General features: G+C 75.2%; 24 protein-coding genes. 7 read left to right on the forward strand and 17 right to left on the reverse strand.

Annotation, left to right across the window (positions count from 1 at the left end; all coding sequences use genetic code 11):
• Positions 1 to 68 precede the first annotated feature (68 nt).
• The gene (locus RLT57_RS03830; protein WP_311300558.1) at positions 69 to 821 is read right to left on the reverse strand and encodes an ABC transporter ATP-binding protein; all 753 of its coding nucleotides are present in this window, start codon (positions 819 to 821) and stop codon (positions 69 to 71) included.
• Positions 822 to 1,714: 893 nt separating this feature from the next.
• On the opposite strand from RLT57_RS03830, the gene RLT57_RS03835 reads away from it, so the two are divergent.
• Both RLT57_RS03835 and RLT57_RS03840 read left to right on the forward strand, forming a co-directional pair.
• Positions 1,715 to 2,188 (forward strand): hypothetical protein, encoded by a 474-nt coding sequence (locus tag RLT57_RS03835; RefSeq protein WP_311295946.1) that lies wholly within the window; start codon positions 1,715 to 1,717, stop codon positions 2,186 to 2,188.
• The gene (locus tag RLT57_RS03840) at positions 2,185 to 3,684 is read left to right on the forward strand and encodes a hypothetical protein (RefSeq protein ID WP_311295947.1); all 1,500 of its coding nucleotides are present in this window, start codon (positions 2,185 to 2,187) and stop codon (positions 3,682 to 3,684) included. The genes RLT57_RS03835 and RLT57_RS03840 overlap by 4 nt, the downstream gene beginning before the upstream one ends.
• 311 nt (positions 3,685 to 3,995) lie before the next feature.
• Here RLT57_RS03840 and pheT read toward each other — a convergent pair whose 3' ends face one another.
• From pheT to infC, 7 genes are all read right to left on the reverse strand, one after another.
• Complete coding sequence (gene pheT, locus RLT57_RS03845) at positions 3,996 to 6,503, reverse strand: phenylalanine--tRNA ligase subunit beta (RefSeq protein ID WP_311295948.1); 2,508 nt, start codon at positions 6,501 to 6,503, stop codon at positions 3,996 to 3,998.
• Entirely contained in the window at positions 6,503 to 7,624 is a 1,122-nt protein-coding gene (pheS, locus tag RLT57_RS03850; RefSeq protein ID WP_311295949.1) for a phenylalanine--tRNA ligase subunit alpha, read from the reverse strand. Before pheS ends, pheT begins: the two co-directional genes overlap by 1 nt.
• A gap of 180 nt (positions 7,625 to 7,804) precedes the next feature.
• Complete coding sequence (locus tag RLT57_RS03855) at positions 7,805 to 9,016, reverse strand: sensor histidine kinase (RefSeq protein ID WP_311295950.1); 1,212 nt, start codon at positions 9,014 to 9,016, stop codon at positions 7,805 to 7,807.
• Between the two features lie 40 nt (positions 9,017 to 9,056).
• Positions 9,057 to 9,914 (reverse strand): TrmH family RNA methyltransferase, encoded by an 858-nt coding sequence (locus tag RLT57_RS03860; protein ID WP_311295951.1) that lies wholly within the window; start codon positions 9,912 to 9,914, stop codon positions 9,057 to 9,059.
• 447 nt (positions 9,915 to 10,361) lie between these two features.
• Positions 10,362 to 10,745 carry a 50S ribosomal protein L20 gene (gene rplT / locus RLT57_RS03865; RefSeq protein WP_093739444.1) on the reverse strand — a complete coding sequence of 128 codons (384 nt, stop codon included), beginning with the start codon at positions 10,743 to 10,745 and terminating at the stop codon, positions 10,362 to 10,364.
• A 95-nt stretch (positions 10,746 to 10,840) separates the two neighbouring features.
• Positions 10,841 to 11,035: a 50S ribosomal protein L35 gene (gene rpmI, locus RLT57_RS03870; protein WP_311295952.1), complete on the reverse strand. Its 195-nt coding sequence runs from the start codon at positions 11,033 to 11,035 to the stop codon at positions 10,841 to 10,843.
• A 115-nt stretch (positions 11,036 to 11,150) separates the two neighbouring features.
• Entirely contained in the window at positions 11,151 to 11,810 is a 660-nt protein-coding gene (gene infC / locus RLT57_RS03875) for a translation initiation factor IF-3 (protein WP_311300559.1), read from the reverse strand.
• Between the two features lie 363 nt (positions 11,811 to 12,173).
• On the opposite strand from infC, the gene RLT57_RS03880 reads away from it, so the two are divergent.
• A complete protein-coding gene (locus RLT57_RS03880; RefSeq protein WP_311295953.1) occupies positions 12,174 to 12,536 on the forward strand; it encodes a DUF1844 domain-containing protein in 363 nt (120 codons plus the stop codon).
• An 83-nt stretch (positions 12,537 to 12,619) separates the two neighbouring features.
• Here the strand turns inward: RLT57_RS03880 and RLT57_RS03885 are convergent, their stop codons facing one another.
• The 4 genes from RLT57_RS03885 to RLT57_RS03900 form a co-directional block, all read right to left on the reverse strand.
• The gene (locus RLT57_RS03885; protein WP_311295954.1) at positions 12,620 to 13,423 is read right to left on the reverse strand and encodes an aquaporin; all 804 of its coding nucleotides are present in this window, start codon (positions 13,421 to 13,423) and stop codon (positions 12,620 to 12,622) included.
• Positions 13,424 to 13,551: 128 nt separating this feature from the next.
• Positions 13,552 to 14,307, reverse strand: a complete 756-nt coding sequence (locus RLT57_RS03890; RefSeq protein ID WP_311295955.1) for an SseB family protein — start codon at positions 14,305 to 14,307, stop codon at positions 13,552 to 13,554.
• Between the two features lie 35 nt (positions 14,308 to 14,342).
• The gene (gene mycP / locus RLT57_RS03895; RefSeq protein WP_311295956.1) at positions 14,343 to 15,533 is read right to left on the reverse strand and encodes a type VII secretion-associated serine protease mycosin; all 1,191 of its coding nucleotides are present in this window, start codon (positions 15,531 to 15,533) and stop codon (positions 14,343 to 14,345) included.
• Positions 15,530 to 16,381: a hypothetical protein gene (locus tag RLT57_RS03900; protein ID WP_311295957.1), complete on the reverse strand. Its 852-nt coding sequence runs from the start codon at positions 16,379 to 16,381 to the stop codon at positions 15,530 to 15,532. The genes mycP and RLT57_RS03900 overlap by 4 nt, the downstream gene beginning before the upstream one ends.
• A 468-nt stretch (positions 16,382 to 16,849) precedes the next feature.
• On the opposite strand from RLT57_RS03900, the gene RLT57_RS03905 reads away from it, so the two are divergent.
• Positions 16,850 to 18,055: an amino acid deaminase/aldolase gene (locus RLT57_RS03905; RefSeq protein WP_311295958.1), complete on the forward strand. Its 1,206-nt coding sequence runs from the start codon at positions 16,850 to 16,852 to the stop codon at positions 18,053 to 18,055.
• A gap of 124 nt (positions 18,056 to 18,179) precedes the next feature.
• Here the strand turns inward: RLT57_RS03905 and RLT57_RS03910 are convergent, their stop codons facing one another.
• Together RLT57_RS03910 and RLT57_RS03915 are read right to left on the reverse strand one after the other, a co-directional pair.
• Positions 18,180 to 19,190 (reverse strand): DUF2510 domain-containing protein, encoded by a 1,011-nt coding sequence (locus RLT57_RS03910; protein ID WP_311295959.1) that lies wholly within the window; start codon positions 19,188 to 19,190, stop codon positions 18,180 to 18,182.
• Positions 19,191 to 19,263: 73 nt separating this feature from the next.
• The gene (locus tag RLT57_RS03915; RefSeq protein WP_311295960.1) at positions 19,264 to 20,028 is read right to left on the reverse strand and encodes a helical backbone metal receptor; all 765 of its coding nucleotides are present in this window, start codon (positions 20,026 to 20,028) and stop codon (positions 19,264 to 19,266) included.
• Between the two features lie 75 nt (positions 20,029 to 20,103).
• Between RLT57_RS03915 and RLT57_RS03920 the strand changes: the two genes are divergently transcribed.
• Positions 20,104 to 21,030 (forward strand): 5'-3' exonuclease, encoded by a 927-nt coding sequence (locus RLT57_RS03920; protein WP_311300560.1) that lies wholly within the window; start codon positions 20,104 to 20,106, stop codon positions 21,028 to 21,030.
• A 49-nt stretch (positions 21,031 to 21,079) separates the two neighbouring features.
• Positions 21,080 to 21,538 carry a winged helix-turn-helix transcriptional regulator gene (locus RLT57_RS03925; protein ID WP_311295961.1) on the forward strand — a complete coding sequence of 153 codons (459 nt, stop codon included), beginning with the start codon at positions 21,080 to 21,082 and terminating at the stop codon, positions 21,536 to 21,538.
• Positions 21,539 to 21,751: 213 nt separating this feature from the next.
• Here the strand turns inward: RLT57_RS03925 and RLT57_RS03930 are convergent, their stop codons facing one another.
• The 3 genes from RLT57_RS03930 to RLT57_RS03940 all read right to left on the reverse strand — a co-directional run bounded on the left by RLT57_RS03930 (position 21,752) and on the right by RLT57_RS03940 (position 24,378).
• Complete coding sequence (locus RLT57_RS03930; protein WP_311295962.1) at positions 21,752 to 22,996, reverse strand: cytochrome P450 family protein; 1,245 nt, start codon at positions 22,994 to 22,996, stop codon at positions 21,752 to 21,754.
• Between the two features lie 465 nt (positions 22,997 to 23,461).
• Positions 23,462 to 23,884, reverse strand: coding sequence for a roadblock/LC7 domain-containing protein (locus RLT57_RS03935; protein ID WP_311295963.1), 423 nt, complete (start codon positions 23,882 to 23,884; stop codon positions 23,462 to 23,464).
• On the reverse strand, positions 23,884 to 24,378 hold the full coding sequence (locus tag RLT57_RS03940; protein ID WP_311295964.1) for a hypothetical protein: 495 nt from the start codon (positions 24,376 to 24,378) through the stop codon (positions 23,884 to 23,886). Before RLT57_RS03940 ends, RLT57_RS03935 begins: the two co-directional genes overlap by 1 nt.
• A gap of 447 nt (positions 24,379 to 24,825) precedes the next feature.
• Here RLT57_RS03940 and RLT57_RS03945 point away from each other — a divergent pair, with 447 nt between their 5' ends.
• On the forward strand, positions 24,826 to 26,571 hold the full coding sequence (locus RLT57_RS03945; RefSeq protein ID WP_399127985.1) for a cellulase family glycosylhydrolase: 1,746 nt from the start codon (positions 24,826 to 24,828) through the stop codon (positions 26,569 to 26,571).
• The last annotated feature ends 56 nt before the right edge of the window (positions 26,572 to 26,627 follow it).

A 26,627-nucleotide genomic window follows, 5' to 3' on the forward strand; every position in this document is an offset into this window, starting at 1 on the left:
TGCCGGGCGCGGGCGTTCGGGTCCGGGGGCGCCGGAGGAGGGCGCCGGAGGACGCAGGCCCAGGCGGGTCACTTGCCGCCGTGGTCCTCGTACGCCTGGACGACCTCGTCCGTCGGGCCGTCCATCAGCAGCCGGCCGTGCTCGATCCACAGCACCCGGTCGCAGGTGTCGCGGATCGACTTGTTGTTGTGGCTCACCAGGAAGACCGTGCCGGCCTCCTTGCGCAGCTCGCGGATCCGGTCCTCCGAGCGCCGCTGGAACGCGCGGTCGCCGGTGGCCAGCGCCTCGTCGATCATCAGCACGTCGTGGTTCTTCGCCGCGGCGATGGAGAAGCGCAGCCGGGCGGCCATACCGGAGGAGTACGTACGCATCGGCAGCGAGATGAAGTCGCCCTTCTCGTTGATGCCGGAGAACTCCACGATGCTCCGGTAGCGCTCTCTGACCTCCTCGCGCGTCATACCCATGGCCAGACCGCCGAGGACGATGTTGGTGGCGCCGGTCAGGTCGTTCATCAGGGCCGCGTTGACACCCAGCAGCGAGGGCTGGCCCTCGGTGTAGACCTTGCCGCGGTCGGCCGGCAGCAGCCCGGCGATGGCCTTGAGCAGCGTCGACTTCCCCGAGCCGTTGGAGCCGATAATGCCGATCGCCTCGCCGCGGTAGGCGGTGAAGCTGACCCCGCGCACCGCGTGCACGGTGTGGACGTTCGGCGAGCCGCGGCGCAGCACCAGCCGGGCCAGGGCGGCGGTGGCGTTGCCCCGGCCGGTGCCGGCGCCGTAGATCCGGTAGACGACGTGCAGATCGTCCACGACGACGGTCGGCACGCGCGGCTCGGCGGGGCCGGACGCGGGGTCCTGGGCGGACGCCGGAACGGGGGCGGGCGCCGGGCCCCGGCCGGGGGCGGAACCCCCTGCGGAGGCGGAGGCGGAGGCGGGCTCGGAGTCCGGGGCGGACACCGGGTCGGGTGCGGCGGCCGGGGCTGCCCCCGAAGCGGTCCCGGGCGCAGCTTCCGGCACGGCCTCGGAGGCGGCGTCGGGCCCGGCCCTGGGTGCGCCGCCGGCCGCAGGGGGCGGCGGCTCGGGGCCGCGTTCGGCCGCGGCCTCTGCGGGGGCCCGCTCCACGGCGGCCGACTCCGCCGCCTGACCAGCCGTTCGGTCAGCCACGTCCGTACTCCTTTTCGGACGACCGGGGAACGCGTACCCGCGCCCCCGCGACCGCGGTCCGCTCGGGCGGGAGCGGCCGTACCGGGACGCCGGTACGCGCGCGGGCCGTCGCTTCCGACAGTAGGCCGCCCCCCTGTGCGGCGCGAAGCACGGGGAGCCGTCAGGGCGGTCGTACGGCGCACGCGCGTCCTCTCCCGGCCGCCCGGTCGCGAGACGCGGGACGGCCCGGGGCAGTCGTACAGCGCACCCGCGGTTCCCCCAACTGCCCGGCCGTAAGACGCGGGACGGCCCAGAACGGTCGTACCACGCACACGCGGCTTCCTCCGGCCGCGTGTGCGTGGTACGACGCGGAGCGGCCCAGAGCCGGTCCGGGTCGCCGGCCGGCGCGGCGCCGGACCGCCCCCGGCTCCAGCCCGGGGCCCGCCCGGCCCCCGGCACACGGCCCCCGGCCGGGCGGGCCCCGGAGGTTTCACGGCCGCCGCGGAGCGGAAGGGCACTGTCACGGGGAGTCGCCGGCATGGGGGTGCCGGCTCGGGACGAGGGGGGGTACAGCCATGCCGCAGCACAGGGGACCGCGGGTACGGCTCGTCGTGGACGAGGACGTGGCCGACGCGCTGGTGCGGGTCCTGGAGGAGAACGACGGGCCGGTCCTGTCGCGGGGGCCCGCCGACGACCCCGGACGGTTCGCCTTCGACCTCGCGAGTGTCTCGGTGATCGTCACCCTTGCCACCGCGCTCCTGTTCAAGGAACCGGTCATCCCCGAACTGGTGCGGCTGCTGCGCGGCCGGACCGAGGGCTGGCGGTTCACCGCGGAGGGGCCGGCCGGCAGGTTCGAGATCACCTCGCGGGAGGGACCGGTGGAGGAGAGGCAGATCCGCGCGCTGATCGAGATGGCCGCCTGGGTCGGCCCGGCGCCGGTGCGGGCGGGAGCGCCGGGAGAGGCGGCGGCCCCCGGGGCAGCCGGCGGAGCGGGGCCGGCGGGAGCGCCCGGGGCGGGCGACGGGGCCGTGCGGGAGGAAGGCGCGTGAGTTCCGGGTACGGCGAGTTCGACCCGAAGTTCCCGGGGGTCTCGCTGAACGTCGACTCGGCGGCGGGCTGGCAACGGGTCCTGCGGTACGCCCTCGGCACCGACCTGCCCGACCTCGGCGCGGCCTCCTCCGACCAGGACTTCCTGGACGCCGTCTCGTCGGTCAGCACCCTGGTGCACGAGTCGCGGCACTTCCACGACATCCTGATCTCGGACTACGGCGTGCGGCTGCTGCGCTACCGCCTGATGGTCGTGCTCAACATGCTCGAAGTGCTGGCGGCGTTCAGGAAGCTGGGCAACTGGCGGGACGCCAACGTCGTGCTGACGCCGCTCTCCGAATGGTGCCGGCTGACCCCCGAGGAACGCCAGGAGCAGATCGCCTCGATCAGCCTCCAGGATCCGCCCGAGTTCCGGCCGCCCGAGCTGCCGTACTTCACCGAGGACTGGACGCCGCCCAACCGCGCGACGGCCGGCAGCCGGGTCCGTTCCCTGGATGCCCTCGGCGAACAGCTGCGTGTCTGCGGCTACTACCAGCAGCGGATCCGGCAGCTGCACACCAAGCCGCCGGATCTGGCGAAGACGCCGTTCGACCCCCGGCAGTTCGCCGAGGCGTCCGCGGTCCTGGCGCAGCTGGCGGAGATCGCCGGCGCGTGGGACCCGGCCACGGCCGAGCGGTTCCTGTCCGTACTGCTCCGGGGCAGGAACCGCTACGGCTCGGCACTGACCGCGGTCCGGGAGGTCTTCCCCGACGGCGCGGTGGACGCGACGCTGCTGGCGGGCGTGCTGTGCTGGTCCATGTTCGGCAGCCACGCCGGCGGCAACGGCGCCTACGCGATGACGCGTTTCGCCAGGCTCGGCCGGGTCCTGCTGACCCGCCCGGCGCGGGTGCTGCCCGCGTCCGGTCCGGCGAGTCCGGAGCAGTGGCACCGGCTCTTCGCCCGCTGGGACGAGCTGACCGGGCTGCCGCCCACCATGGCGGGCCTGCGCGACTCGGTGTCCGAGGGGGAGGACTTCTTCGCCAGGGTGCGCTCGCGGTTGGAGGCCGCGGGCCGGGCCGGGGTGTACGGGGAGCTGCTCGACGGCTTCAGCCAGGTGCTCAGGGCACGCGCCCACATGGTCGACCGCTTCATCGAGGACCCGGGCGCGTACATCGATCCCGCCGCGTACCGCCGCAACGCCGAGCGCTGGACCGCGGCCCCGCTGAAGGTCACCGCCGCGGCGAACTCCGCCCTCACCCTCACCGCCGCGGACGAGGCCACCTGGGCGGTGTACGCCGCGCATGACGCCCCCGACGGGCGCCGACCGGTCCATGTCATGGCCGCGCACCACCCCCTCCTGGGCGTGCGCCACATCGACCCCGAGGCCACCTTCACCTTCTACAGCCTCACCAGCGCCGCCGACATCCTCATCGGCCCCGCCGCCGACGACAGCAGCCCGCTCGACCGCGAACTGACCGAGCAGCTCATTGACCTCCCCACCGTCCCCATCCTCCGCTGACCCCTGCCCGCCCCGGCCGCTCCCTGCCGGCGCCGGGTGCCGGAGGAAGCCGGGCCGAATCCGGCCCCGGACGCCTCCGCTGACATACCGGCGGCACGCCGGCAGCGGGGTCCTGACCGTCGACGTCCGCTGCCGGGAGTAGCGCCCCCGCCGCCACCGCCGCCACCGCTCCCGTCGTCGCCACCGCCGCGGGCACGTCCGGGCGGGCCGACGCGGTGCGGAGTGGAGCGGTCGTGGTCGCGTCGAGGCCCGCGTCCCCCGGGTGCTTTTCGGGGGGCGCGGGCCTCGGGGGCGTGCCGGCGGGGGGAGCGTCAGGCGCCGCGGAGGGTGGCTCCGGTGCGTTCGGTGGCCGTGGCGACCGCGGCGTCGCGGGCGGTGGTGGCCTCTTCGGCGGTCAGGGTGCGGTCGGGGGCGCGGAAGCGGAGCGCGTAGGCGAGGGACTTACGGCCCTCGCCGATCTGCGGGCCGGTGAAGATGTCGAAGAGGCGCAGCGATTCGAGCAGCGGCCCGGCGCCCTCGCGCAGCGCCTCCTCGACGTCGGCGGCCGGGACACCCGTTTCGACGACCAGGGCGACGTCCTGGGTGGCGACCGGGAAGGCGGAGACCCGGGGCCCGGTGGCGGGCGCGCCGCCCGCGCGGTCCAGGAGGTCCAGGTCCAGCTCCACCGCGGAGGTCCGCTCGGGCAGGCCGAGCGCTTTGACGACCCGCGGGTGCAGCTCGCCGGCGTGGCCGACCGCGGTCCGCGCGCCGTCCGCGCCGACCGCCAGCAGGACCGCGCACCGGCCGGGATGGAAGGGCGCGTACCGGTCCTGCCGGACCTCCAGCCTCGCGCCGGCCTCCCGGGCCACCGTCCGTGCCGCCTCGACGGCGTCGGCCCAGGTCGCCGGGTGGCCGCCGCCCCACCAGCCGGCCTGCTCCCGCGCGCCGGCCAGCACCGCGCCGACCCGGCGCGGCTGGTCGGGCAGAGCGGCCTCCAGCTCGGCGATCTCCTGCGGGGTCGGCCGCCGGTCGACCGGGAGCCGCGGCGGCACCGCGGCCCGCGCCCTGGGCCGGAAGACCAGGCCGGTCTCGAACAGTGCCAGGTCGTGCGCGCCCCGCCCGAGGTTGCGGCGCAGCGTGGCCAGCAGTCCGGGCAGCAGGGTCGTCCGCAGGAACGGCTCGGTGTCATACAGCGGGTTGGCCAGCCGTACGGTACGGCGCCGCTCGTCGTCCTCGGCGAGGCCGAGCTGGTCGAAGATCTCCGCGCCGATGAAAGGGTAGCTGGGCGCCTCGACGTAGCCGGCACCGGCCAGTGCCCGGCCGACCCGGCGGCGCAGCAGCTGGGAGCGGGTCAGACCGGTGCCGGAGCGCGGCCGGGGCAGCGTCGAGGGCAGGTTCTCGTAGCCCTCCAGCCGGATGACCTCTTCGGCGAGGTCGTTGGGGAACCTCAGGTCGGGCCGCCAGCTGGGGACGGTGACGGTCAGCTCGTCGGCGCCGACGACCTCGCAGCCGACCTGCAGCAGCCGCCGTACCACCCGCTCGCGGCCGTACTCGGTGCCGGCCACCCGGTCCGGGTGGTTCGCGGGCATCGCCACGGTACGCGGCGGGGTCGGCGCGGCCACCTCGGTGACGCCGGGCTCCGCGGTGCCGCCGGCCAGCAGCACCAGCAGGTCGACGGCCCGCTGGGCGGCGGCCGAGGTGACCTCGGGGTCGGTGCCGCGCTCGAACCGGCGGGACGCCTCGGAGGACAGCTTGTGGCGGCGGGAGGTGCGCGCGACGGGCACCTGGGCGAAGTGCGCGGCCTCGATGACGATCTCGGTGGTGCCCGCGTCCGTGCCGGCGTCGGCGATCTCGGTGTGGGCGCCGCCCATCACCCCGGCCAGGCCGATCGGGCCGCGGTCGTCGGTGATGACCAGGTCCTCGGCGTCCAGCACCCGGTCGACGCCGTCGAGGGTGGTGAGCTTCTCGCCGGGCTCGGCGCGGCGAACCCCGATCGGACCGTCGAGCCGGGTCCGGTCGTAGGCGTGCAGCGGCTGGCCGATCTCCATCATCACGTAGTTGGTGATGTCCACGGCGAGCGAGATCGGGCGCATGCCGACCTTCTGCAGGCGCCGCTGGAGCCAGAGCGGGGAGGCGGCGTCGGCGTTGACGCCGGTCACGGTACGGGCGGTGAAGCGGTCGCAGGCGGCCGGGTCGGCGATCCTGACCGGGTGGCCCGTGTCGTTGGGCGCGGGCACGTCGATCAGCGCCGGGTCGCTCAGCGGCAGCCCGTAGGCGATGGCGGTCTCGCGGGCCACCCCGCGCAGCGACAGGGCGTAGCCGCGGTCCGGGGTGACCGCGATGTCGAGCACCTCGTCGACGAGTTCCAGCAGGCCGATCGCGTCGGTGCCGGACTCGTGCTCCGGGGGCAGTACGACGATGCCGTCGTGGTCGTCGCCCATCCCCAGTTCCCGGGCGGAGCAGATCATGCCGTGCGAGGTGCGGCCGTAGGTCTTGCGGGCCGAGATCTCGAAGCCGCCGGGCAGCACGCCGCCCGGCATGACCACCACGACCTTGTCGCCGACCGAGAAGTTGCGGGCGCCGCAGACGATCTCCTGCGGGGCGGCGCCTCCGGCCGCGCCGAGGTCGACGGTGCAGAAGCGGATCGGCTTCTTGAAGCCCTCCAGCTCCTCGATGGTCAGCACCTCGCCGACGACCAGCGGGCCCTTGATGCCGGCGCCGAGCTGCTCGACGGTCTCGACCTCCAGGCCGGCGGAAATGAGTTTGGCCTGGACGTCGCGGCCGGTCGTACCGGCGGGCAGGTCGACGTACTCCCGCAGCCAAGAAAGCGGGACCCGCATCAGATCTCCATCCCGAACGGAAGGGTGAAGCGCACGTCACCCTCGACGATGTCTCGCATGTCCTCGACGTTGTGGCGGAACATCATCATCCGCTCGATGCCGAAGCCGAAGGCGAAACCGCTGTACCTCCGGGGGTCCACCCCGCAGGCGATCAGCACCTGGGGGTTGACGATGCCGCAGCCGCCCAGCTCGATCCAGCCCTCGGAGGAACAGGTGCGGCAGGGGCGGTCGGGGTTGCCGACGGAGTCGCCGCGGCACACGTAGCAGAGCATGTCCATCTCGGCGGACGGCTCGGTGAACGGGAAGTGGTTGGGCCGCAGCCGGGTCGTCATGCCCTCGCCGAAGAGGGACACGACCATGTGGTCCAGGGTGCCCTTGAGGTCGGCCATGGTCAGGCCCTCGTCCACGGCGAGCAGTTCCACCTGCGCGAAGACCGGGGTGTGGGTGGCGTCCAGCTCGTCGGAGCGGTAGACCCGGCCGGGGGCGATGACGTAGACCGGCAGCTCGCGCTCCAGCAGGGCGCGGATCTGCACCGGGGAGGTGTGGGTGCGCAGCACCACGCCGGACTCCTCCCGCCCGTCGGCGCCCTGGACGAAGAAGGTGTCCTGGGTCTCGCGGGCCGGGTGGTCGGGCGGGAAGTTCAGCGCGTCGAAGTTGAGCCACTCGGCTTCGACCTCGGGACCCTCGGCGACCTCGTAGCCCATGGCCACGAAGATGTCCTCGATCCGGTCGGAGAGCGTGGTCAGCGGGTGGCGGGCGCCGGCCGGCACCCGGTCGTACGGCAGCGTGACGTCGACGGCTTCCTCGACCAGTACCCGGGCGTCGCGGTCGGCCTCCAGTTCGGCCTGGCGGGCGGCTAGCGCCTGGTTGACCGCGCCGCGGGCCTGGCCGACCCTCTTGCCGGCCTCGGCCTTGGCCTGCGGCGGCAGGGCGCCGATCTCGCGGTTGGCCAGCGCCAGTGGCGAGGTGCCGCCGGTGTGCGCGGTCTTGGCGAGCGCGAGGGCGTCCAGATCGGCGGCGGCGGCGATCGCGGCGAGCGCCTGGTCGCGGATCCGCTCGATCTGCTCGGGCTGCAACGCCTCGACCTCGACAGGGTCGTACGACTTGTTCGGTGCCGACATCTCTTCCCGTTCCGAAATTGGGTGCTGTGCGCGGCTCTGCTGTCCGGGCCGGACACATGCCGAAGCTGAGTCTAGTGGCCCGGGGCGGCGCGCTCTTGGACGCCTGTGGACAACCGGAGGGACCCGCCGGGGCGGCTCCGGTACGGTTCCGGCGGGCCGCCGGGGCGGCTGCCGCGGCTCTCAGGCCAGGAACGCGGGGGCCCCGACGGGGAGGGTGAACCGGAACTCGGCGCCGCCGCCGGGCGCCCGGCCGACCGCGATGGTGCCGCCGTGCGCCTCGACGATGCCCTTGACGATGTACAGGCCAAGACCGGTGCCGCCGCGCTTGCTGCCCCGCCAGAAGCGGGTGAAGACGCGGCCCATGGACTCCTCGGGGATGCCGGGCCCTTCGTCGCTCACGGTGACCGCCGTGCCTTCCGTCGTACGGTCGCCACCCGCGGGTGCGGCGGGCGCCACCTCGATGGTGACGGTTCCCTCGCCGTGGCGCACCGCGTTTTCCAGCAGGTTGCCGAGAATCTGGTCCACTTTGTCGGGGTCGGCCCACAGCGCCGGCAGCGGTCCGCGGACCCGCAGGTGGAAGCGGTCGGGCGGCTGGCCGGCGGCGACGTGGGCGTCCACGTGGCGCTGAACGGCGGCGGCGATGTCCACCGGCTGGCGGCGCACCTCCAGGCGGCCGGAGTCGATCCGGGAGATGTCGAGCAGTTCGGCGATCAGCCGGGTGACGCGGTTGGCGTCGGCGTCGACCGTCTCCAGCATGACCTTCTTCTGGTCCTCGGTGAAGCGTTCCCACTTGGCGAGCAGGGTCGCGGTGAAGCCTTTCACCGAGGTGAGCGGCGAGCGCAGTTCGTGGGCGACGGTGGCGATGAGTTCGGCGTGGCTGCGCTCGGTACGGCGCCGGGCCTCGGTGCCGCGCAGGGTGACCACCAGCCGGCGGACCGGGCCGCCGGGGTGGCTGCGCACGAAGCGGGCGACGACCAGCACCTCGCGTCCGCCGGGCAGCAGCAGGTTGCGCTCGGGCTGGCCGGTGCGGATGGCCAGGCCGCCGTACGGTTCGGTGAGCTGCCACCAGCGGCGGCCTTCGAGGTCCTCCAGTGGCAGCGCCTGCTCGACCGGCAGCCCCAGGACGTCGGCGGGACACAGCGCGGTGATCCGGGCGGCGGCGGCGTTGAAGCAGATCACCCGGCGCTGCTCGTCGGCGACGACCAGGCCGTCGGGCAGGTCGTCGGGGTCGATGCCGAGAGAGTCGAACGCGGGGCCGAAGGGCTCGACCGCGACGGTGTACGGGGGCTGCTGTTCGCCGCCGGGGCCGCCGGAGCGGTGCTCGGTCGTTCGGCGGCCCCCCGGCCTGCCGGCCGGCGTGCCGCGGACGCCGTTCTGCGGCATCACGTCCATACCCGCCACCCCCTCTCAGGGCCCCCGGGCCGCCACACTACTAGGTCGACGCGACGCTGCGGCACCCTCCGGGAGCGCGCTGGGCGCGTGCGGAGGCGTACAGGCACACGGCGGCGGCGGTGGCGAGGTTGAGGCTCTCCGCGCGCCCGTGGATGGGCACGCGCACGACCGCGTCGGCGAGCTCCCTGGTCTCCTCGGGCAGGCCCCACGCCTCGTTCCCGAACACCCAGGCGGTGGGGCCGCCCATGGCGCCGGCGTCGAGTTCGTCGTCCAGATCGCGGCTGCCCGCGCCGTCGGCGGCCAGTACCCGGACGCCAGCGGCGCGCAGCGCCCCGATCGCCTCGACGGCCGGCACACCGATCGCGACCGGCAGGTGGAAGAGGCTGCCGGCGGAGGCGCGTACCGCCTTGGGGTTGTAGAGGTCCACCGAGGCGTCGGTGAGCACCACCGCCTCGGCGCCGGCCGCGTCGGCGCAGCGCAGTACGGTGCCGGCGTTGCCGGGGTCGCGGACGGACGCGAGTACGGCGACCAGTCGGGGCCGGGCGGCCAGCACCTCGGCGAACGGCGAGTCCAGGAAGCGGCAGACGCCGACCAGGCCCTGCGGGGTCACGGTGTCGGAGATCTCCGCGACGACCTCGGGGGTCGCGGTCAGTACCGGCGCCCCGGCCGCGAGCGCCGCCGCCACGATGTCGGCGTGCCGCTCGGCCGCCTCGGGGGTGGCGTAGAGCTCGATGAGGGTGCGCCCTGCCGGGCCGCCGGGGTGCGCGACGGCTTCCCGTACCGCCTGCGGCCCCTCGGCCAGGAAGCGGCGCTCCTTGCCGCGGAAGCCGCGCTTGCCCAGCCGGTGCGCGGCGGTGACCCGCGCCGAGCGCAGGGAGGTCAGCTCGGGGGTGGCCATGGGGCTCGTCTCTTTCCGGAACGGGGGCCGGGGCTTCGGCACCGGCGGCCTGCGGGAGGCGGGCGCGGCGGCCGGGGGCCGTAGGCCAGCGGACACGGCGGCGGGGGCGGGGGCGGGTGCCGCGGGCTGCCCGCGGGCGGCGCCCTCCCTGACCGCCGGCGGGGGCGGCCTCGGCACGGACCGCGGGAACCGGCGCCGCCGCGGACCGCGGAGACCGGTCGGCCCGCGGGAGACCGGCCGCGCGAGCCGCGGAGACCTGCGCCGCAGGCGGCGGAGGCCGGACCGCCCGCGGAGGCGGACCCGCGGGAACCGCCGGAGCGGGCGCCGCGTCGGCCGGCGGTAATTGGTCGCTACGGCGGGAGCGGACTCAGGCGGACATGCCACGGGCCCGCGGGAAGCAGTCCACCCGCAGGCCCGGCACCGTACTGCGCGGACGCGGCGTCGGCGTCACGCGGCCTTCGGCGCGTTGACGTCGGACGGCAGCGCCTTCTGCGCGACCTCGACCAGCGTCGCGAACGCGTTTGCGTCGTTGACGGCCAGCTCCGCGAGGATCTTGCGGTCGACCTCGACGTTGGCGGCCTTGAGGCCCTGGATGAAGCGGTTGTAGGTGATGCCGTTGGCGCGGGCAGCGGCGTTGATGCGCTGGATCCACAGCTGGCGGAAGTCGCCCTTGCGCTTCTTGCGGTCGTTGTAGTTGTAGACCAGGGAGTGGGTGACCTGCTCCTTGGCCTTGCGGTACAGGCGCGACCGCTGGCCGCGGTAGCCGCTGGCCTGCTCAAGGATCGCCCGGCGCTTCTTCTGGGCGTTGACTGCCCGCTTGACGCGTGCCACTTGATGACTCCTTTTGGGGGACCGCGGTGTTCCTCACGCGGTCCGAACGAATGGGGTCCCGGATCGGACGGCGCGCCCCGTTCGGGGCGCGCAGGTCACTTGCCGAGAAGCTTCTTGATCTTCTTGGCGTCCGACTTGGCCACCTCGACCGTGCCGGTCAGGGCGCGCGTCTTGCTGGACGGCTTGTGTTCGAGCATGTGGCGCTTGCCCGCACGCTCGCGCAGCACCTTGCCCGAGCCGGTGATCTTGAAGCGCTTGCTCGCGCCGCTGTGCGTCTTGTTCTTCGGCATGGCGCCGTGGTCTCCTCGTGGCTGGCCCTCCCGTACGCGACAGGGCGCACGGAGAGCGTCAGTGCTGCATTACGACCCGGGGCCGGAGGCCCCGGGATGTTCTCGTCCGGCCGACTCAGCCGACCTCGTGGCCGGCCGACACCTGCTCGGTGTCCTCGACCCCGGCGTCGTCGTCCGCGATCTCGTCCGCGGCGTCGCCGTCACCCTGGCGGCCTGCCTTGCGGGCGGCCTGGGCCTCGCGGGCCTCGGCCATCGCCTCGGTCTTCTTCTTGTGCGGACCGAGGACCATGATCATGTTGCGGCCGTCCTGCTTGGGGTTCGACTCGATGAAGCCGAGCTCCTGGACGTCCTCCGCGAGCCGCTGCAGCAGCCGGTAGCCCAGCTCCGGCCGGGACTGCTCACGGCCGCGGAACATGATCGTGATCTTGACCTTGTCGCCCTGCTTGAGGAACCGGACGACGTGACCCTTTTTGGTGTCGTAGTCGTGCGGGTCGATCTTCGGCCGGAGCTTCATCTCCTTGATGACCGTGTGCGCCTGGTTCTTGCGCGCCTCACGGGCCTTCATGGCCGACTCGTACTTGAACTTCCCGTAGTCCATGAGCTTGCACACGGGCGGACGGGCGTTCGCCGCGACCTCGACCAGGTCGAGGTCGTACTCCTGCGCAAGCTCCAGGGCCTTGGCAAGCGGCACAATGCCCACCTGCTCACCACTGGGACCGACAAGTCGCACCTCGGGAACGCGAATCCGGTCGTTGATGCGGGGCTCGGCGCTGATGGGGCCTCCTCGGTTGTACGACGCGGCTGACTGGCCGACAGCCGCGCTTGAGTCCGTCTCGTCCGACCCCGTACCCAAGGCGTGGAAAACACAAAACGCCCCGGTACGGGAAACAGGCGGGGCTCCTCACAACCGGGAGCACCGCCGCGCTATTCCCGCGGGGCGCATCGGACGGGGCCCGATCGGCGGGAGGCCGTTCGGATGCCGTCTGACCGGAACCCGTCGGCCCGGGGGCCGACCAGGTGGGAGATCGGAGCCTCCACTTGCTGGCCGGACACATGGGTGTCCGGCCGGTCGTCCCCCTACTATACCCGGACCGGCCCGAAGGCCGTAATCGGCCGGACGGGGCATATCGTGTGCCGCATGAGTGACGCACCCTCCGCCACCGGCGCCCCCGGTTTCGACGACCTGACCCGCGACATCGCCGACGTACCGGCCGTCGAGGTGATCACCACCGTGGCCGTGCACCTGATGAGCGCGGCGGCGGTCAACCTGGGCCTGGCCGAGGACGGCGAACGGCACAAGGACCTCGACGAGGCCCGCAAGCTCATCCAGGCGCTGGCCGGGCTGATCACCGCGAGCGCCACCGAGATCGGCTCCTACCACGCGGCACCGCTGCGGGACGGGCTGAAGTCCCTCCAGTTGGCCTTCCGGGAGGCGTCGCTGGTGCCGGACGAGCCGGGGCAGGGTCCCGGCGAGAAGTTCACCGGCCCGGTCTACGGCTGACCGGGCCGCGGCGGCCGCACGGTGCCGCGGCCGCACCGTGCGCCTGAGGGTGCCCGGCGGTCTGCCCAAGGGTGCCCGGCGGTCTACTCGCCGTCGTCCGCGCGGGCCGTGGCCTCCGCCTCGGTGGCCGCCGTCCTGGCGCCCCGGGCGGCGGCGAGCACCGGCTGGGCGGCCTCGTACACGGCTGCGGCGAGCGCGCCGCCCACCAGCGGGGCCACCAGGAACAGCCAGACCTGGGTCAGCGCCGGGCTGCCCGCGAAAACGGCCGGCGCCAGGCTGCGGACCGGGTTCACCGAGGCCCCGGTGAGCGGGATGCCGATCAGTTCGACCACGACCAGCGCGATGCCGACGGGCAGGCTGCCGAAGCCGACCACCGCGACCCGGCGGGCGACCGCGAGGTAGACGAAGACCAGCAGGAACGTCAGGATCACCTCGGCGACGAAGGCACCGAAGATGCTGACGCCGATCGCCGACCGGGTCCCGTACCCGTTGGTGCCGAACGCCCCGTGGGTCCGCAGCCCCGGCACCTGCTTGGCGACCAGCAGCAGCAGCGCGGCGCCGACGATCCCGCCGGCGATCTGGGCGACCCAGTACGTGACGGCGGCGCGCACGTCGATCCGCCGGGCGAGCAGCATGCCGAGGGTCACGGCCGGGTTGAGGTGACAGCCGGAGATCGGGCCGAAGGTATAGACCAGCGTCAGAAGGGTGAGACCGAAGGCCAGCGCGATGCCCAGGGCGCCGATGAACTGGCCGGACAGCACGGCCGCGCCGACGGCGAAGAAGACCAGCAGGAGAGTGCCGAGGAACTCGCAGAACGCGGTCTGCGGATCGACCTCGCCGAGCCCGCCGAACCGCTGCCCGCGCGTCGGGGCTTCCGGGATCTCCATCGGTCCTCCTCAGAGATGATCAACGCCAGCCCTAGCATTGTGGGCCTCGGCGATGCATCGCACATCTCGGGAGGAAACCGGCGGCGGCCGGCGGGTACCGGGCCGGCGGCCGGCGTCGGGCCGACCGGTCAGCGGCCGAACAGCGGCGGTCCCGGAACGGCCGCGTCCGGCGGCAGCAGGGCCAGGTCCAGGCCCTGGACGAGGGCGGCCCGCAGCACCTCGTCGGCGGCGAGCGCGGCGGCCAGCGCCCGGCCGGTGGTCTCGACGTCGGCGCCGGGCGCCACCACCAGGCCGAGTGTGCCGTCGCTGCCCGGCCGGCCGGTGGCCAGGTGGGCCCGGACGACGCCCGGCTGGGCGGCCACCGCGGCCCGCAGCGCCGCGCGGACCGCGGCGTTTGCCAGCGGCTCGGGGCGGCCGGGGCCGAGCACCGCGGCCCGCAGCGCCGGGCCGGTCAGCTCGTAGGCGACCGGCCCGGCAAGGTCGACCAGCAGCGTGTCGGCCCCTTCGTGGGCCAGCGCCTGGAGGGCCCGCGCCAGCGGCACGGCCACCGGGCGGGCGTCCGGCCGCCAGCGGGCCAGGCTCGCGGTGGAGGTGAACGCGGGCAGCGCGCGCCGCCCGTCCGGCGCCTGGATGGTCGGCACCGCCATGTCGCTGGTCTTGTCCCGGCGCAGCCCGTCGGGCCCGGTCTCCGCCTCACCCAGCAGCGCCACGACCGGCACCAGGAGGCGGGCGGTGTGCAGCGCCCCGACCACGGCCTGCTCGGCGGCGGCCTCCCGCGGCGTACCGCGGTCCCCGGCGTACGCGGCGAGCGCGGCGGCCAGCGCGGGGGCGGCCGAGCCGTCGTCGTCGGCGAAACCGGGGTCCGGGATGTTCTTGAGCGCCACCCGGGAACCCTAGCCGCCGCCCGCGGGGCCCGGTGTCACCGGGTCCGGCGGCGGGGGCGGAACCAGAGCAGGGCGGCGGTCGCGACCAGTGCGGCGCCGGCCGCCGCGAACCCGGCGGCCACCCCGTCGCCCAGCACCTGCGCGGGGTCGGCCGCCTGGGGCGGGGGTGTCGGGCCGGGCGCGAAGTAGCGCCCCGGGTACGCCGCCGGGACCGCGTCCACCGGCGCGGGTTTCAGCCTCCCGGCGGCGGCCAGCGCGGCCGGGGGGTCGATCATGCCGGTGCCGAGGGAGTCGCTCCGGCCGCCCTTGGGCTTGTGCCGGGTGGTGGCCTGGAGCACCTGCCTGATCTGCGCCGGGCTGAGCCGGGGGTAGGCCGAGCGGATCAGCGCCACGGTGCCGGAGACGTACGCGGAGGCGGCGCTCGTCCCCCAGCCGGTGTAGTACGTGCGGTCCGGGTCGGCGATCACCACGTCGACGCCGGGCGCGGCGACCGCGGCGTACCAGCGGCGGGTGGAGAAGGAGGCGTGTCCGCCGTCCTGGTCGACGGCGGCGACCGCGATCACGCCGGGGTAGGCGGCCGGGTAGGAGGAGCGGTCGGCGTCCTCGCCGCCGTTGCCGGCGGAGGCGACCACGACGACGCCCTTGGCGAGCGCGTACTGGATGGCGTTGTCCTCGTCGGCGACCGGCGCGGCGGTGGAGCTGTCGTCGCCGAGCGAGAGGTTGATGACGTCGGCGCCGTGGTCGACGGCCCAGCGGATGCCGTCGGGCAGCGCGTCGCCGCGGGTCTGCCGGGCCTTCTGCCGCTGCGGGTCCTTGTCCTCCAGGATCACCCGCACCGGCAGGACGCGGGCCCGGGGGGCGATGCCGAGCACGCCGGAGCCGTGTCCCGCGCCGTGGCCGTGGCCGGCGATGATCGCGGCCATCCCGGTGCCGTGCCGGGCCCAGGCGTGGTCGCCGCGCCCGGCTCCGAAGCCGATCTCGTCCTTGCCGGGCAGTACCTGTCCGGTGAGGTCGGGGTGGGTGCCGTCGACCCCGGTGTCCAGGACGGCGACGGTGACGCCGGCGCCCTCACTGGTCCGCCACGCCTGCCGCGCGTGCAGCGCGCCCAGCGCCCAGTCGGCGTCGCGCACGGTGTCGGCGGTGGCGGGCCCGGCGGTCAGGGTGAGGGCCGCGGCGGCGGCCAGGACGGTGAGCAGGCGTCCGGCGGGCCTGGTCGGCGGCCTCATCGGCGGGGCTCCCGGGCGGTGGCGGGGTGGAGTTCGGCCATGACCGCGGTGCGCAGCCGGTCGTCCACGGTGGAGGCGAGGCCGGTGGCGTCGAAGCCGAGTCCCGCCTGGGCCATGGCGGTGGTCGCGCCCTGGGCGTCGGCCTTGTCGGCGGGCTGCGGTACGGGGACGGCGCGGCCGTCGGCGAAGCCGCTCACCGCGTACACCACGAACGGCAGGTCGGCCGAGACCTGGACGGTCCAGCTGCCGCGCTGCTCGTCGCCGAAGGAGGCCGCGGCGGTGCCGGGGAAGGCTGCGGCCCGGGGTATCAGGTCGCCGCGGCGGCCGAGGCCGTCGGTGTCCCAGCGCAGGTGGAGCGCGTTCATCGCGGGCGCCTGCGCGGAGGTGACGAGCAGGCCGACGGTGGTCACGGTGGTGGAGGTGCTGTCCATGTAGGTGGCGCGCAGCAGGCGTACGCAGCCGATGGGCGCCAGCACCTTCTGCAGCAGCGGGTCGAAGGCGCCCGCGCAGCCGGCGGGGGGCGCCACCCCGATCCGGGTCCAGGACCGTTCCGCGCCGCCGGGGCCGCCGCTCCTGTCGCTGTACCGGGGTGGGAAGAGCTGGTCGACGGGGGTGTTGCGCCAGACGTCGCGGGCGGTGGCGAACGCCTCGGCGCTGCCGTCGGCGACCGGTGCCGGCTGCCGCGGCCCGTGGTTGATCACCGTGCCGGCCGTGGCGCCGCCGATCAGCCCGAGGCCGAGCACCAGGCACAGCGCGGTGGCGGCCCGCCGGCCGGCCCGCGCGGGCGGCGGCCCGGCCGGCGGCGGCCATACGGCAGCCGGCGGTATCGGCGGGGCGGCGTACGGCACGGCGCCGGGGGCGTACGACGGTGGACCCGTGGCGGTGCCCGCGGCCGGCGGGCCGGCGGGCGGCGCGGGAGCGGGTGCGAGGGCCGGCCGGGGCGGCGCGGCCGCCGGCGGGACGGCCGACCGCTGGGCAGGGGGCGGCGCGGCCGGCGGCGGGGGAAGGGGCGGCTGCGGCGGGGCGGCGTTCTCCGGGGCGGATCGGAGGGCCGGCGGGTGGTGCGGGGGCTGCTGCGGCGGCGGAGCGGGGCGGCGGTCCGCGCCGGAGGCCCGGGGTACCCGCGGGTGGAGGGTGGGGAACGGACCCGGTGGTGTCTGTCCGTCGTCCACTCCGGTGCTCACCCGGCGCCCCCTCGTGACCTCTGCGTGCGCGGTTCGCGCGTCACTCTACGGGGTCGCGCGATGGTGCGGTTGCGGCGGGGCGAGGGGCAAGGGGCTACCGTTCGGTAGCCCTGGTCTGGCAGGCTGCACGCCATGTCCGATCGCACTGCCGACCGGGCCCGGTACGACCGGGCCACCGCTCATCTCGACGCCCCGGTGGCGATCGTGGACCTGGAGGCGTTCGACGCCAACGCGGACGACCTGGTGCGCCGCGCGGCCGGGAAGCCGGTCCGGGTCGCCTCCAAGTCGGTACGCTGCCGGGCGCTGCTGGAACGGGTGCTGGCCCGGGACGGCTTCGCGGGCGTCATGTCCTTCACGCTGGCCGAGTCGCTGTGGCTGGCCAGGACCGGGTTCACCGACGTGCTGCTGGCCTACCCCTCGGCGGACCGCGCCGGCTTCGCCGAGCTGGCCGCCGACCCCAGGCTGGCGCGGACGGTGTCGGTGATGGTCGACGACGTCGCCCAGCTCGATCTGATCGACGCGGCCCGCGGCGCGGACGGCACCCAGACCATCCGGGTCTGCCTGGAACTCGACACGTCACTGCGGAAGTTGGGCGGCCTGCTGCGGGTGGGCGCACTGCGCTCGCCGCTGCGCACCGCGGAGCGGATGGCCGGGCTGGCCCAAACGGTCGCCACCCGGCCGGGCTTCCGGATGGTGGGCGTCATGGCGTACGAGGGGCACGTCGCGGGGGTCGGCGACACGGTCCCGGGACGGCCGGTCCGGTCGCTGGCCATACGGCTGATGCAGACCACGGCCCGCAAGGAGCTGGCGGCGCGGCGCGCGGAGGCGGTACGGGCGGTGCGGGCGGTGGCGCCGGACCTGGAGTTCGTCAACGGCGGCGGCACCGGCAGCGTGCAGACCACGGCGGCGGAGGACGCGGTGACCGAGGTCGCGGCGGGCTCCGGGCTCTTCCTGCCGCGGCTGTTCGACAACTACTCGTCCTTCCACGGCCGCCCGGCCGCGCTGTTCGCCCAGCCGGTGGTCCGCCGGCCGGGCGTGGGGGTGGTGACGGTGCTCGGCGGCGGCTACCCGGCGTCGGGCGCGGCGGGCGCCGACCGGCTGCCGGTGCCGTATCTCCCCGAGGGGCTGGCCTTCGACCCGCAGGAGGGGCCGGGCGAGGTGCAGACCCCGCTTCTCGGCTCGGCCGCGGACGATCTGCTGATCGGCGACAAGGTGTGGTTCCGGCACGCGAAGGCCGGTGAACTGTGCGAGCGGTTCGCCGAGTTGCAGCTGGTGACCGGCGACCGGGTGACGGCGGCGGTGCCGACGTACCGGGGCGAGGGCAAAACGTTCCTGTAGGCCCGGCGCCACAAGCCCGGCGCCACAAGCCCGTGGCGGCCCACCGCGTTCTGCGCAGGGCCGCCTCGGAGCTCCGGCTGAGGAGGGCGCCTCGGGCCGGCGGGCCGCAGGCCGCAGGAGCCGGTCAGACGCCGGTGCCGCCCGTGCTGCCGGCCGGGCCGCCGCTGCTGTCCGCCTTGATGCCCTGGGTGATCTCGTCCATGACCTCCAGGCCCGGGGCCTTGTCGGTGATGTCGAAGCCGAAGCGGACCACGACGATGTTGGTCTTGTCCGCCGGGGACGGGAACGCCAGCGACTCCACGTAGCCGTCGGTGCCGGACTCGGTCTGCACCTTCCAGCGGACGTAGTAGCCCTTCTGCCCGGCCACCGTCGCCGATCCGGCGCCGATCTGCTGGTGGGAGGTGGTGGCGCCGTAGGTGTCCTCGTTGTAGGAGTCGGCGGCGTTGCCGGCGATGTCCGCGCGGGCGACCGCCTCGGGCGTGGTGCCGTTGAGCTTGAGGGCCTGCGCGGGCGCGGAGTAGGCGCCGCCGAGCGAGCACGCCTGGGTACCGGAGTCGTCGCCGGGGCAGGTGTAGGCGCCGGTGGAGATGTTGGCGCCGACCCCGGCCGTACCGGGGCTGCCCTGCCAGCCGGCCGGCACCGGCAGCCGGATGCCGTCGTAGACGTCGACGGGCGGTCCCGCGGCGGGGGCGGTCGGCGCGCCCTGGCCGCCGGGGTCGTCCGGGCCGCCGGGGTTCAGCGGTGTCCCGCCCCGGCCGGGCCCGCGCGGGCTCTCCGGGGTGCCGGCACTGGGCGTGGGGCGGCTCTTGGCGTCGTCGTCCTTGCCGCTGCCGCCGCCGGCGGCCAGCACGGCCGCGACCACGCCGCCGATCAGCACCAGGGCGAGCACGACGGCGACGACGACCGTACCGGTCCTGCGCCGCCGGGGCTCGGGGAACGGGCCGGGCGGCGGGTAGCCGACCGGGTAGCCGACGGGATGACCGGGGTAGACCGGCGGGGCGTCCACGGGTGTGGGCGCGGGCGCGGTCCTGGTGTACTCGGTCCACGTGGTCCCGTCCCACCAGCGTTCCATGGCCGGGCCGTTGCCTGTGTGCCCGGGTTCTGGATACCAGCCGGGCGGGGTCGTCGTCGTCACGCCGGTCACCTTATGGCCCCAGCATGAGGATCCCGTAAGCAACGGGGTCGGGTACCGGCCGCACCGGCTGCGGTCAGCGCGCCGCGGCCCGCAGCGCCCGCCCGAGAACCGTGGGCGCCTCGGCGAGCGAGGGTCCGTACCAGGTGAGATGGCGCCCGCTGACGAGGGCGGCGGGCAGTGCGGGGAACGCCTCGGGGCCGTCGGCGGCGGTGAAGCGGTACGGCTCGTCGGGCAGGACCACCAGGTCGGCGGCGGGCAGGTCGGCCGGGTCGATCCTCGGGTAGCGCTCGGGGCTGCCGGCGTGCACGTGGTCGACGCCGAGCCGGGCCAGCAGGTCGCCGGCGAAGGTGTCGCGGCCGAGCGTCATCCAGGGGCGCCGCCAGACCGGCACGACCGCGCGCAGCCGGGGGGCGTACGGTGTCACCTCACGCCAGGCGGCCTCCGCCGTGTCCAGCCAGCCGGGTCTGGCCAGTCCGCAGCCGTCGGTCAGGACGCGTCCGAGTTCGGCGAACGCCTGCGGCAGGGACCGTACCTCGGTGACCAGGACGCGCAGACCGGCGGCCCGCAGGGCGGCCAGGTCCGGCGGGCGGTTCTCCTCCTCGTTGGCGATCACCAGGTCGGGCCGGAGGGCGGCGACGGCGGCCACGTCGGGGTTCTTGGTGCCGCCGACACGCACCACGTCCAGGCCGGCCGGGCGGCTGCACCAGTCGGTCGCGCCGACGAGCAGTCCGGGGTCGCTGACGGCGACGGCCTCGGTGAGCGATGGAACCAGCGAGACGACCCGGCGGGCGGGGCGGACCAGGCGGGCGGGGCGGTCGGGCGGGCTCGGCGGGGTCACCGTCCCACGGTACGGCGGTCTGTCGGCGGGGCGTGCCATGCTGGCGCCGTGACTGACCACAAGCCCGGCAGCCTGCTGCTTCTCGACACCGCGAGCCTGTACTTCCGCGCCTTCTTCGGGGTGCCCGAATCGGTGAAGGCGCCGGACGGCACCCCGGTCAACGCGGTACGCGGCCTGCTCGACTTCATCGCCCGGCTGGTCGCCGACCACTCCCCCGGGCACCTGGTGGCGTGCATGGACGCGGACTGGCGCCCGCAGTGGCGGGTCGAGCTCATCCCGTCGTACAAGTCGCACCGCGTCGCCGACGAACCGGCGGCCGGAGCCGGCGGCGAGGGCGCCGCGGAGCAGGTGCCGGACACCCTCGCGCCGCAGGTCCCGGTGATCGAGGCGGTGCTGGACGCGATCGGCGTCGCCCGGCTCGGCGTGCCCGGCTACGAGGCCGACGACGTGATCGGCACCCTCGCGGTGGCCGCCGCCGGCCCGGTGGCGATCGTGACCGGTGACCGCGACCTCTTCCAGCTGGTGGACGACGCCCGCGGGGTGCGGGTGCTGTACCCGCGCAAGGGCGTCGGCGACTGCGACGTCATCGACGAGGAGGCGATCGCGTCGCGGTACGGGGTGCGCGCCGGCCAGTACGCGGACTTCGCGGCGCTGCGCGGCGACCCGAGTGACGGGCTGCCCGGGGTGAAGGGCATCGGCGAGAAGACCGCCGCCGAGCTGGTCACCCGCTACGGGGACCTGGCCGGGGTCCGGGCCGCCGCCGCCGACCCGCTCTCCCGGCTCACCGCGGCCCGGCGCCGCACCATCACCGAGGCCGCCGCGTATCTGGATGTCGCGCCCAAGGTGGTCCGGGTGGCCGACGACGTGCCGCTGCCGCGGTTCGACGCGGCGCTGCCAAGCGAGCCGGCCGACCCGCGGGCGCTGGCGTGGCTGGCCGAGCGGTGGGGGCTGGGCGGTTCGCTGGCCCGGCTGCTGGACGCGCTGGCGAAGGCGGCGGGCTGACCGGCCGGTCGGGGGACGGGCCGGAACCGGGCCGGCGGCGGGGGCTCCGGTGGCGCCGGGCGCGCCCTACGTGATGGCGCTGGCGCCGGTCGCGGTCCGGCCGTGCTCGGTCGCCGTCGCGCTGGAGATCCGGGGTGAGCGCTGGTCGCTGCTCGCGCTGCGGGAGCTGGCCTACGGGGTGCACCGCTTCTCGAGGATCGCGGGCTGCACGGGCGCGTCCCGCGACATTCTGGCGGACCGGCTGCGCAAGCTGGAGGAGGCGGGCGTCGTCGAGCGCCGGCCGTACAGCGAGCACCCGCCGCGCCACGAGTACCACCTGACGCAGGCGGGCCAGGAGCTGTTCCCGGTGATGCAGGGGCTGCGGGCCTGGGGCGACAAGTGGGCCGTGGACTCGCCCGCCGTGGTGTTCCGGCACACCTGCGGCGAACCGCTGGAGGTCGACCTGCGCTGCGGGCACTGCGGGGAGCCGGCCGCCCGGGAGTCGCTGACCCCGACCCGGCCGGCCTGAGGACGGGCGGGCGGCTCCGCGGTCGGCGGCCGACCGCGCGACGGCCACCCGCAGGGTGCCCGGCCCCGCGGTGCCCGGCCGCTCGGTGCCCCGTCCGGCCGCGCCCGCTCGGCCGGTGCGGCACGCCGCCCACGGGCCCGCCGGCCGGTCAGCGGGCCGGCGCGGGCGGTCGCGGCGGTACGCGGTCCGGGCCGGATACGGGCGCGGCGCGCGTCAGCGCAGCCGGACCGGGATCTCCTTCCAGCCCTGGGCGATGAAGGACGGCACCTGCCGCAGGTCGGCCGGGCCGGCGGCCAGTGACAGGCCGGCGTACCGCTCGAAGAGGGCCGGGAGCGCGATGACCGCCTCCATCCGGGCCAGGGGGGCGCCGATGCAGCGGTGCACGCCGATCCCGAAGGCCAGGTGGTCGTCGGCGCCGCGGGCCGCGTCGAACCCACCCGCGCTCTCGCCGTAGTGGGCCGGGTCCAGGCCCGCTGCCGCGAAGGTGGTGACGATGGCGTCGCCGGCCGGGATGGTCACCCCGGCCACCTCGATGTCCTCGACCGCGAACCGCAGCGGCAGGGCGGCGATCGACGGGTGCACCCGCAGCACCTCCTCGACGACCGCCTCCCAGGAGATCCCGCCGGCCCGCACCGCGGCGAGCTGCTCGGGGTGCCGCAGGAGTGCCACCGCGGCGTTGCCGATCAGGTTGACGGTGGTCTCGAAGCCGGCGCTGATCACCAGCAGCAGGGTGTGCAGGAGCTCCTCGCCGCTGAGCCGGTCGCCGTCGTGGTCCCGTACCCGGATCAGCTCGGTGGTGATGTCGTCGCCGGGGTGCTCGCTCTTGTAGCCCACCAGGGCGGACAGCACGGTCCCGATCTGCTGCTGGACGAGGGCCCCGTGCTCCGGGCTGGTGTCGGAGGTGTCCATGAGGGCGGTGACCAGGGCGCCGGAGGCGCCCACCAGGTGGTCGGGGACGCCGAGGAGTTCGCTGATCATCCGCATCGGCAGCGGGTGCGCGTACCCGGCCCGCAGGTCCACCGGCTCACCGGGGGCGGCCTGTTGGGCGGCGTCCAGGGCGTCCAGGAGTTCGGTGGTGATCGCCTCGATCCGCGGGCGCATCGCCTCGGTGCGGTGGGCGGTGAAGCTGGGGGCGACCAGCTTGCGCAGCCGGGTGTGGTCGGGGCCGTAGGAGGAGAGCATGTTGACCACGCCGACCCAGGCGAGGATCCAGGACCACGACGGGTGCCGGCCGACCTCGGGCCACAGCGACCAGTGCTGCCGCGGGTCCTTGCTGACCCGCGGGTCGAGGATGAGCGACTTGAGGGCGGCGTGGCCGGTGGGCGCCCAGGCGGGGATGCCGCCGGGCAGGTCCACCGGCACCACCGGGCCGAGGGCCCGCAACCGTGCGGTCTCGGCGGCGATGTCACCGCCGAACGGGTCGATGGCCGGGCGGACCGGGCCGGTGGAGCTCGTCATGTGCGTTCTCCAGATTGGTCGGGAGTACGTGGGGGGAAGCGGACGGGCGGTGCCGTCGACGAACGGTGGAAGAGCTCCTGGCGCCGGCTGCGGCGCTCGCGGGCGGTGACCGGCCCGGGTCCGGCAGCCGCCGGGAGAGCCGTTGGACGGACCCGGTCGCGATCAGCGAGGCCTGCCGGCCGGGCGCAGGCGGGGCGGCCGGGACGCGGAGGGTGCGGACCGGCGGCCGCGGCGGCGCAGCGGCCTCCACCGCGGTCGGCGCGCCGCCGTCCGGCACTTCGAGCGGCCCGTACCGGGCGGCCGGCGGCTCGTCGCGCGGGCGGCGGCCGGTACCGACCGGCACGGACGGCCCACGCGGGCCGGGGCGGCCCGGCCACGCCGCCCCGGCGGCGGACGGACAGGCGGGGACCGGACAGGCGGGGACCGGACAGGCGGGGACCGGCGGACGGCCGGTCCGGCGGCGGGTCATGCCGGGATGTCGCCCTGCCCGCCCCGGGGTGCGGCGGTCATCGCCTTCTCACCGAGCCGGGCGACCTGCGAGTGGACGCGGTGGGCGAGCAGGTCCAACCGCACCTCCGGGTCGCTGTAAGCGGCCACGCAGGTGCCGTGGGCGGTGGGCGCGACCAGGATGTAGCCGTGGTCGGACTCCACCACGACCTGCAGGACCCGGGCGTCGTCGCGGTCGGCGAAGGCCGCGGCGGCCGTGCGGCAGGCGCCCTGCACGGTGCTGACGATCGCGGCGGCGCGTTCCGCCGTGGGCCGGGACAGGGTGTCGGTGTAGCCCGAGACCAGGCCGTCCCTGGTGAGCAGGACGGCGGCCTTGACATGGGGGATCTCCAGGATCGGATCGAGCACCCACGCGGTGTCGCCGGTGTCGCGGCTGGTCATCACGGGTCTTTCCCTTCGGTTGGGACGGCTGGGGCCGCCGCCGTGCCCGGCCGGAGGGCGCCGAGCACGGCGGCCGACTCCTCCGGGGTGCGGGCGGGCGGCAGCGGCGGTGGGACGGCCTCGGCGAGGCGGGGGGCGCGGGGCCGGCGGCGGCGCCGGGGCGGTACGCCGCCGGCGCCGTCCTCGGCGGCGCGGTCGGCGCGGGTGGTGTCCGCGGCCCGCGCGGGCTCGGCGCCTGCCGGGGGGCGCGCGGCGCGGCTGCCCGGTTCTGGGGCGGGGCCGGCGGCGGGCCGCGGCGCGGCGGAGCCCTTCGAGCGCCCGGCGGGAGCCCTCGGGTCCCGGCCGGGTGCGGTCGGGACGGGGGCGGTGCCCGGCGACCTCCTCGTGCCGCCGGATGCGGTGCCGGCGGGAGCGGGGCAGGCCGCCCCCGGGACGAGCGCCAGGAAGGTCCCGGCGGCCGGGCCGCCGACGACCGGGTCCGGTGGTTCGGTCATCGAATCGGCCTCGGAAGAGTCTCGGGGAGATCACTGGGAGATCGGCGGCGGACAGCGGACGGGTGCCCGTTCGAGGCGGGTCCTGCCCAGTAGACACTGTGGCGTACGGGTCGCGTGCGGTTTTTGATGAAGATCCTTTCCCTTCCCCGGCGGGGCCGCAGCGTTCCGGCCGAGGGTGTCCGGGCGGTCGTCAAATGTGCCCCGGAAACCGGGAGTCGGCGCCTCCGGGGCGGGCCGGGCCGGCCGCGCGAGGGTCCGGTCCGGGCGCCGCCGCGGCGGCGGTCCCGGCCGCACGGCCGCCGCTTCACTACTTGAAGACCGTCCGCCCCCTTGACGTCCCGTCGGTGGCGTCGCTTTCATGCACACCATATGGGAGCGCTCCCACACCCGGTACCCCCACCGCCCCGACCGCAAGCGTTCCGCCCCCCACCGAGAGGAATCGCACCCGTGGTCCCCACACCCGGCTCACCGACGAGCCCCCGGCGAACGCTCCGCCCGCCAGGGGCCGCACTGACCGCCACCGCCGCGGCGGCCCTGCTGTCGCTCCTCGCGCTTCTCGCGCTGTTCGGCCAGTCGTCCGCCACGGCCGCCGCCCCGGCCGCCGCGCGGGCGGTCGCACCCGCCGCCGCGGGGGCGGGCTACTGGCACACCAGCGGACGGCAGATCCTCGACGCGGACAACCAGCCGGTGCGCATCGCGGGCGTCAACTGGTTCGGCTTCGAGACCAGCAACGACGTGGCGCACGGCCTCTGGTCGCGTGACTACAAGAGCATGATCGACCAGATGAAGTCGCTGGGATACAACACCATCCGGCTGCCGTACAGCGACGACATCCTCAAGCCCGGCACGATGCCGAACAGCATCAACTTCTACAACATGAACCAGGACCTCCAGGGCCTGACGTCCCTTCAGGTGATGGACAAGATCGTCGACTACGCGGGCTCCGTCGGCCTGCGGATCATCCTCGACCGGCACCGGCCGGACGCCGCCGGCCAGTCGGCGCTCTGGTACACCGCCAGCGTGCCGGAGTCGACCTGGATCGCCGACCTGCAGGCACTGGCCACCCGCTACCGGGACAACCCCGCGGTGGTCGGCATCGACCTGCACAACGAGCCGCACGACCCGGCCTGCTGGGGCTGCGGCGACACCTCGGTCGACTGGCGGCTGGCCGCCGAGCGGGCGGGGAACGCCGTGCTCGGGGTGAACCCCGACCTGCTGATCTTCGTCGAGGGCATCCAGACCTTCAACGGCACCTCCGGCTGGTGGGGCGGGAACCTGATGGGCGTCGGCCAGTACCCGGTCCGGCTCAACGTGGCCGACCGGGTCGTGTACTCGGCGCACGACTACGCCACCAGCGTCGCCCAGCAGAGCTGGTTCACCGACCCTGCCTTCCCCGCCAACATGCCCGCGGTGTGGGACCGCTACTGGGGCTACATCTTCAAGCAGAACATCGCCCCGGTCTGGGTCGGCGAGTTCGGCACCACCCTGCAGTCGACGATCGACCAGCAGTGGCTGAAGGCACTGGTCTCCTACCTGCTGCCGACGGCCGGCAACGGCGGTGACAGCTTCAGCTGGACGTTCTGGTCGTGGAACCCGGACTCCGGTGACACCGGCGGCATCCTCAAGGACGACTGGCAGAGCGTCGACACCGTCAAGGACGGCTACCTGACGAGCGTCAAGGCACCGGCCTTCGACGGCACGGGCTCGACCGGCGGCACTTCGGCGGGCACGTCCTCGGGTACCAGCGCGGGCACGTCGTCCGGCACGTCGGCCGGCACGAGCGCGGGCACCTCCTCCGGCACCTCGTCCGGCACCTCCTCCGGGACCTCGTCCGGGACCACCACCGGTACGTCGTCCGGCACGACCAGCGGCTCCACCGGCGGCACGGGCGGCAACGGCTGCACCGCGACCCTCCACATCGACAACCAGTGGGACAGCGGCTTCACCGCGACCGTCACGGTGACCGCGGGCAGCGCGGCCGTCAACGGCTGGACGGTCTCCTGGACCTGGCCGGGAGACCAGAAGGAGACCAGCGCCTGGAGTGCGGACGTCACCCAGACCGGCAGCGCCGTGACCGCGAGGAACCTCTCCTACAACGGCGCCGTCGCGGCGTCGGGTTCCACCAGTTTCGGCTTCCAGGGCACGGCGTCCGGCGCGTTCACCGTGCCCGCGCCGACCTGCACCGCCTCCTGACGGGCCGCACCTCACAGCGCACGGCCCCGACGGGTGCCGCACCCGGCGGCTCCCGT

It is taken from the genome of Streptomyces sp. ITFR-21 (assembly GCF_031844685.1).
In the GTDB taxonomy this organism is placed as follows: Bacteria; Actinomycetota; Actinomycetes; order Streptomycetales; family Streptomycetaceae; genus Actinacidiphila.

What these genes read in the sequence shown, in the direction of transcription:
- RLT57_RS03835 (WP_311295946.1), top strand. Translation starts at nt 1,715, where the DNA reads ATGCCGCAGCACAGGGGACCGCGGGTACGGCTCGTCGTGGACGAGGAC.
- pheT (WP_311295948.1), bottom strand. Translation starts at nt 6,503, where the DNA reads ATGCGGGTCCCGCTTTCTTGGCTGCGGGAGTACGTCGACCTGCCCGCC.
- pheS (WP_311295949.1), bottom strand. Translation starts at nt 7,624, where the DNA reads ATGTCGGCACCGAACAAGTCGTACGACCCTGTCGAGGTCGAGGCGTTG.
- RLT57_RS03855 (WP_311295950.1), bottom strand. Translation starts at nt 9,016, where the DNA reads ATGGACGTGATGCCGCAGAACGGCGTCCGCGGCACGCCGGCCGGCAGG.
- RLT57_RS03860 (WP_311295951.1), bottom strand. Translation starts at nt 9,914, where the DNA reads ATGGCCACCCCCGAGCTGACCTCCCTGCGCTCGGCGCGGGTCACCGCC.
- rpmI (WP_311295952.1), bottom strand. Translation starts at nt 11,035, where the DNA reads ATGCCGAAGAACAAGACGCACAGCGGCGCGAGCAAGCGCTTCAAGATC.
- RLT57_RS03880 (WP_311295953.1), top strand. Translation starts at nt 12,174, where the DNA reads ATGAGTGACGCACCCTCCGCCACCGGCGCCCCCGGTTTCGACGACCTG.
- RLT57_RS03885 (WP_311295954.1), bottom strand. Translation starts at nt 13,423, where the DNA reads ATGGAGATCCCGGAAGCCCCGACGCGCGGGCAGCGGTTCGGCGGGCTC.
- mycP (WP_311295956.1), bottom strand. Translation starts at nt 15,533, where the DNA reads ATGAGGCCGCCGACCAGGCCCGCCGGACGCCTGCTCACCGTCCTGGCC.
- RLT57_RS03905 (WP_311295958.1), top strand. Translation starts at nt 16,850, where the DNA reads ATGTCCGATCGCACTGCCGACCGGGCCCGGTACGACCGGGCCACCGCT.
- RLT57_RS03930 (WP_311295962.1), bottom strand. Translation starts at nt 22,996, where the DNA reads ATGACGAGCTCCACCGGCCCGGTCCGCCCGGCCATCGACCCGTTCGGC.
- RLT57_RS03935 (WP_311295963.1), bottom strand. Translation starts at nt 23,884, where the DNA reads ATGACCAGCCGCGACACCGGCGACACCGCGTGGGTGCTCGATCCGATC.
- RLT57_RS03940 (WP_311295964.1), bottom strand. Translation starts at nt 24,378, where the DNA reads ATGACCGAACCACCGGACCCGGTCGTCGGCGGCCCGGCCGCCGGGACC.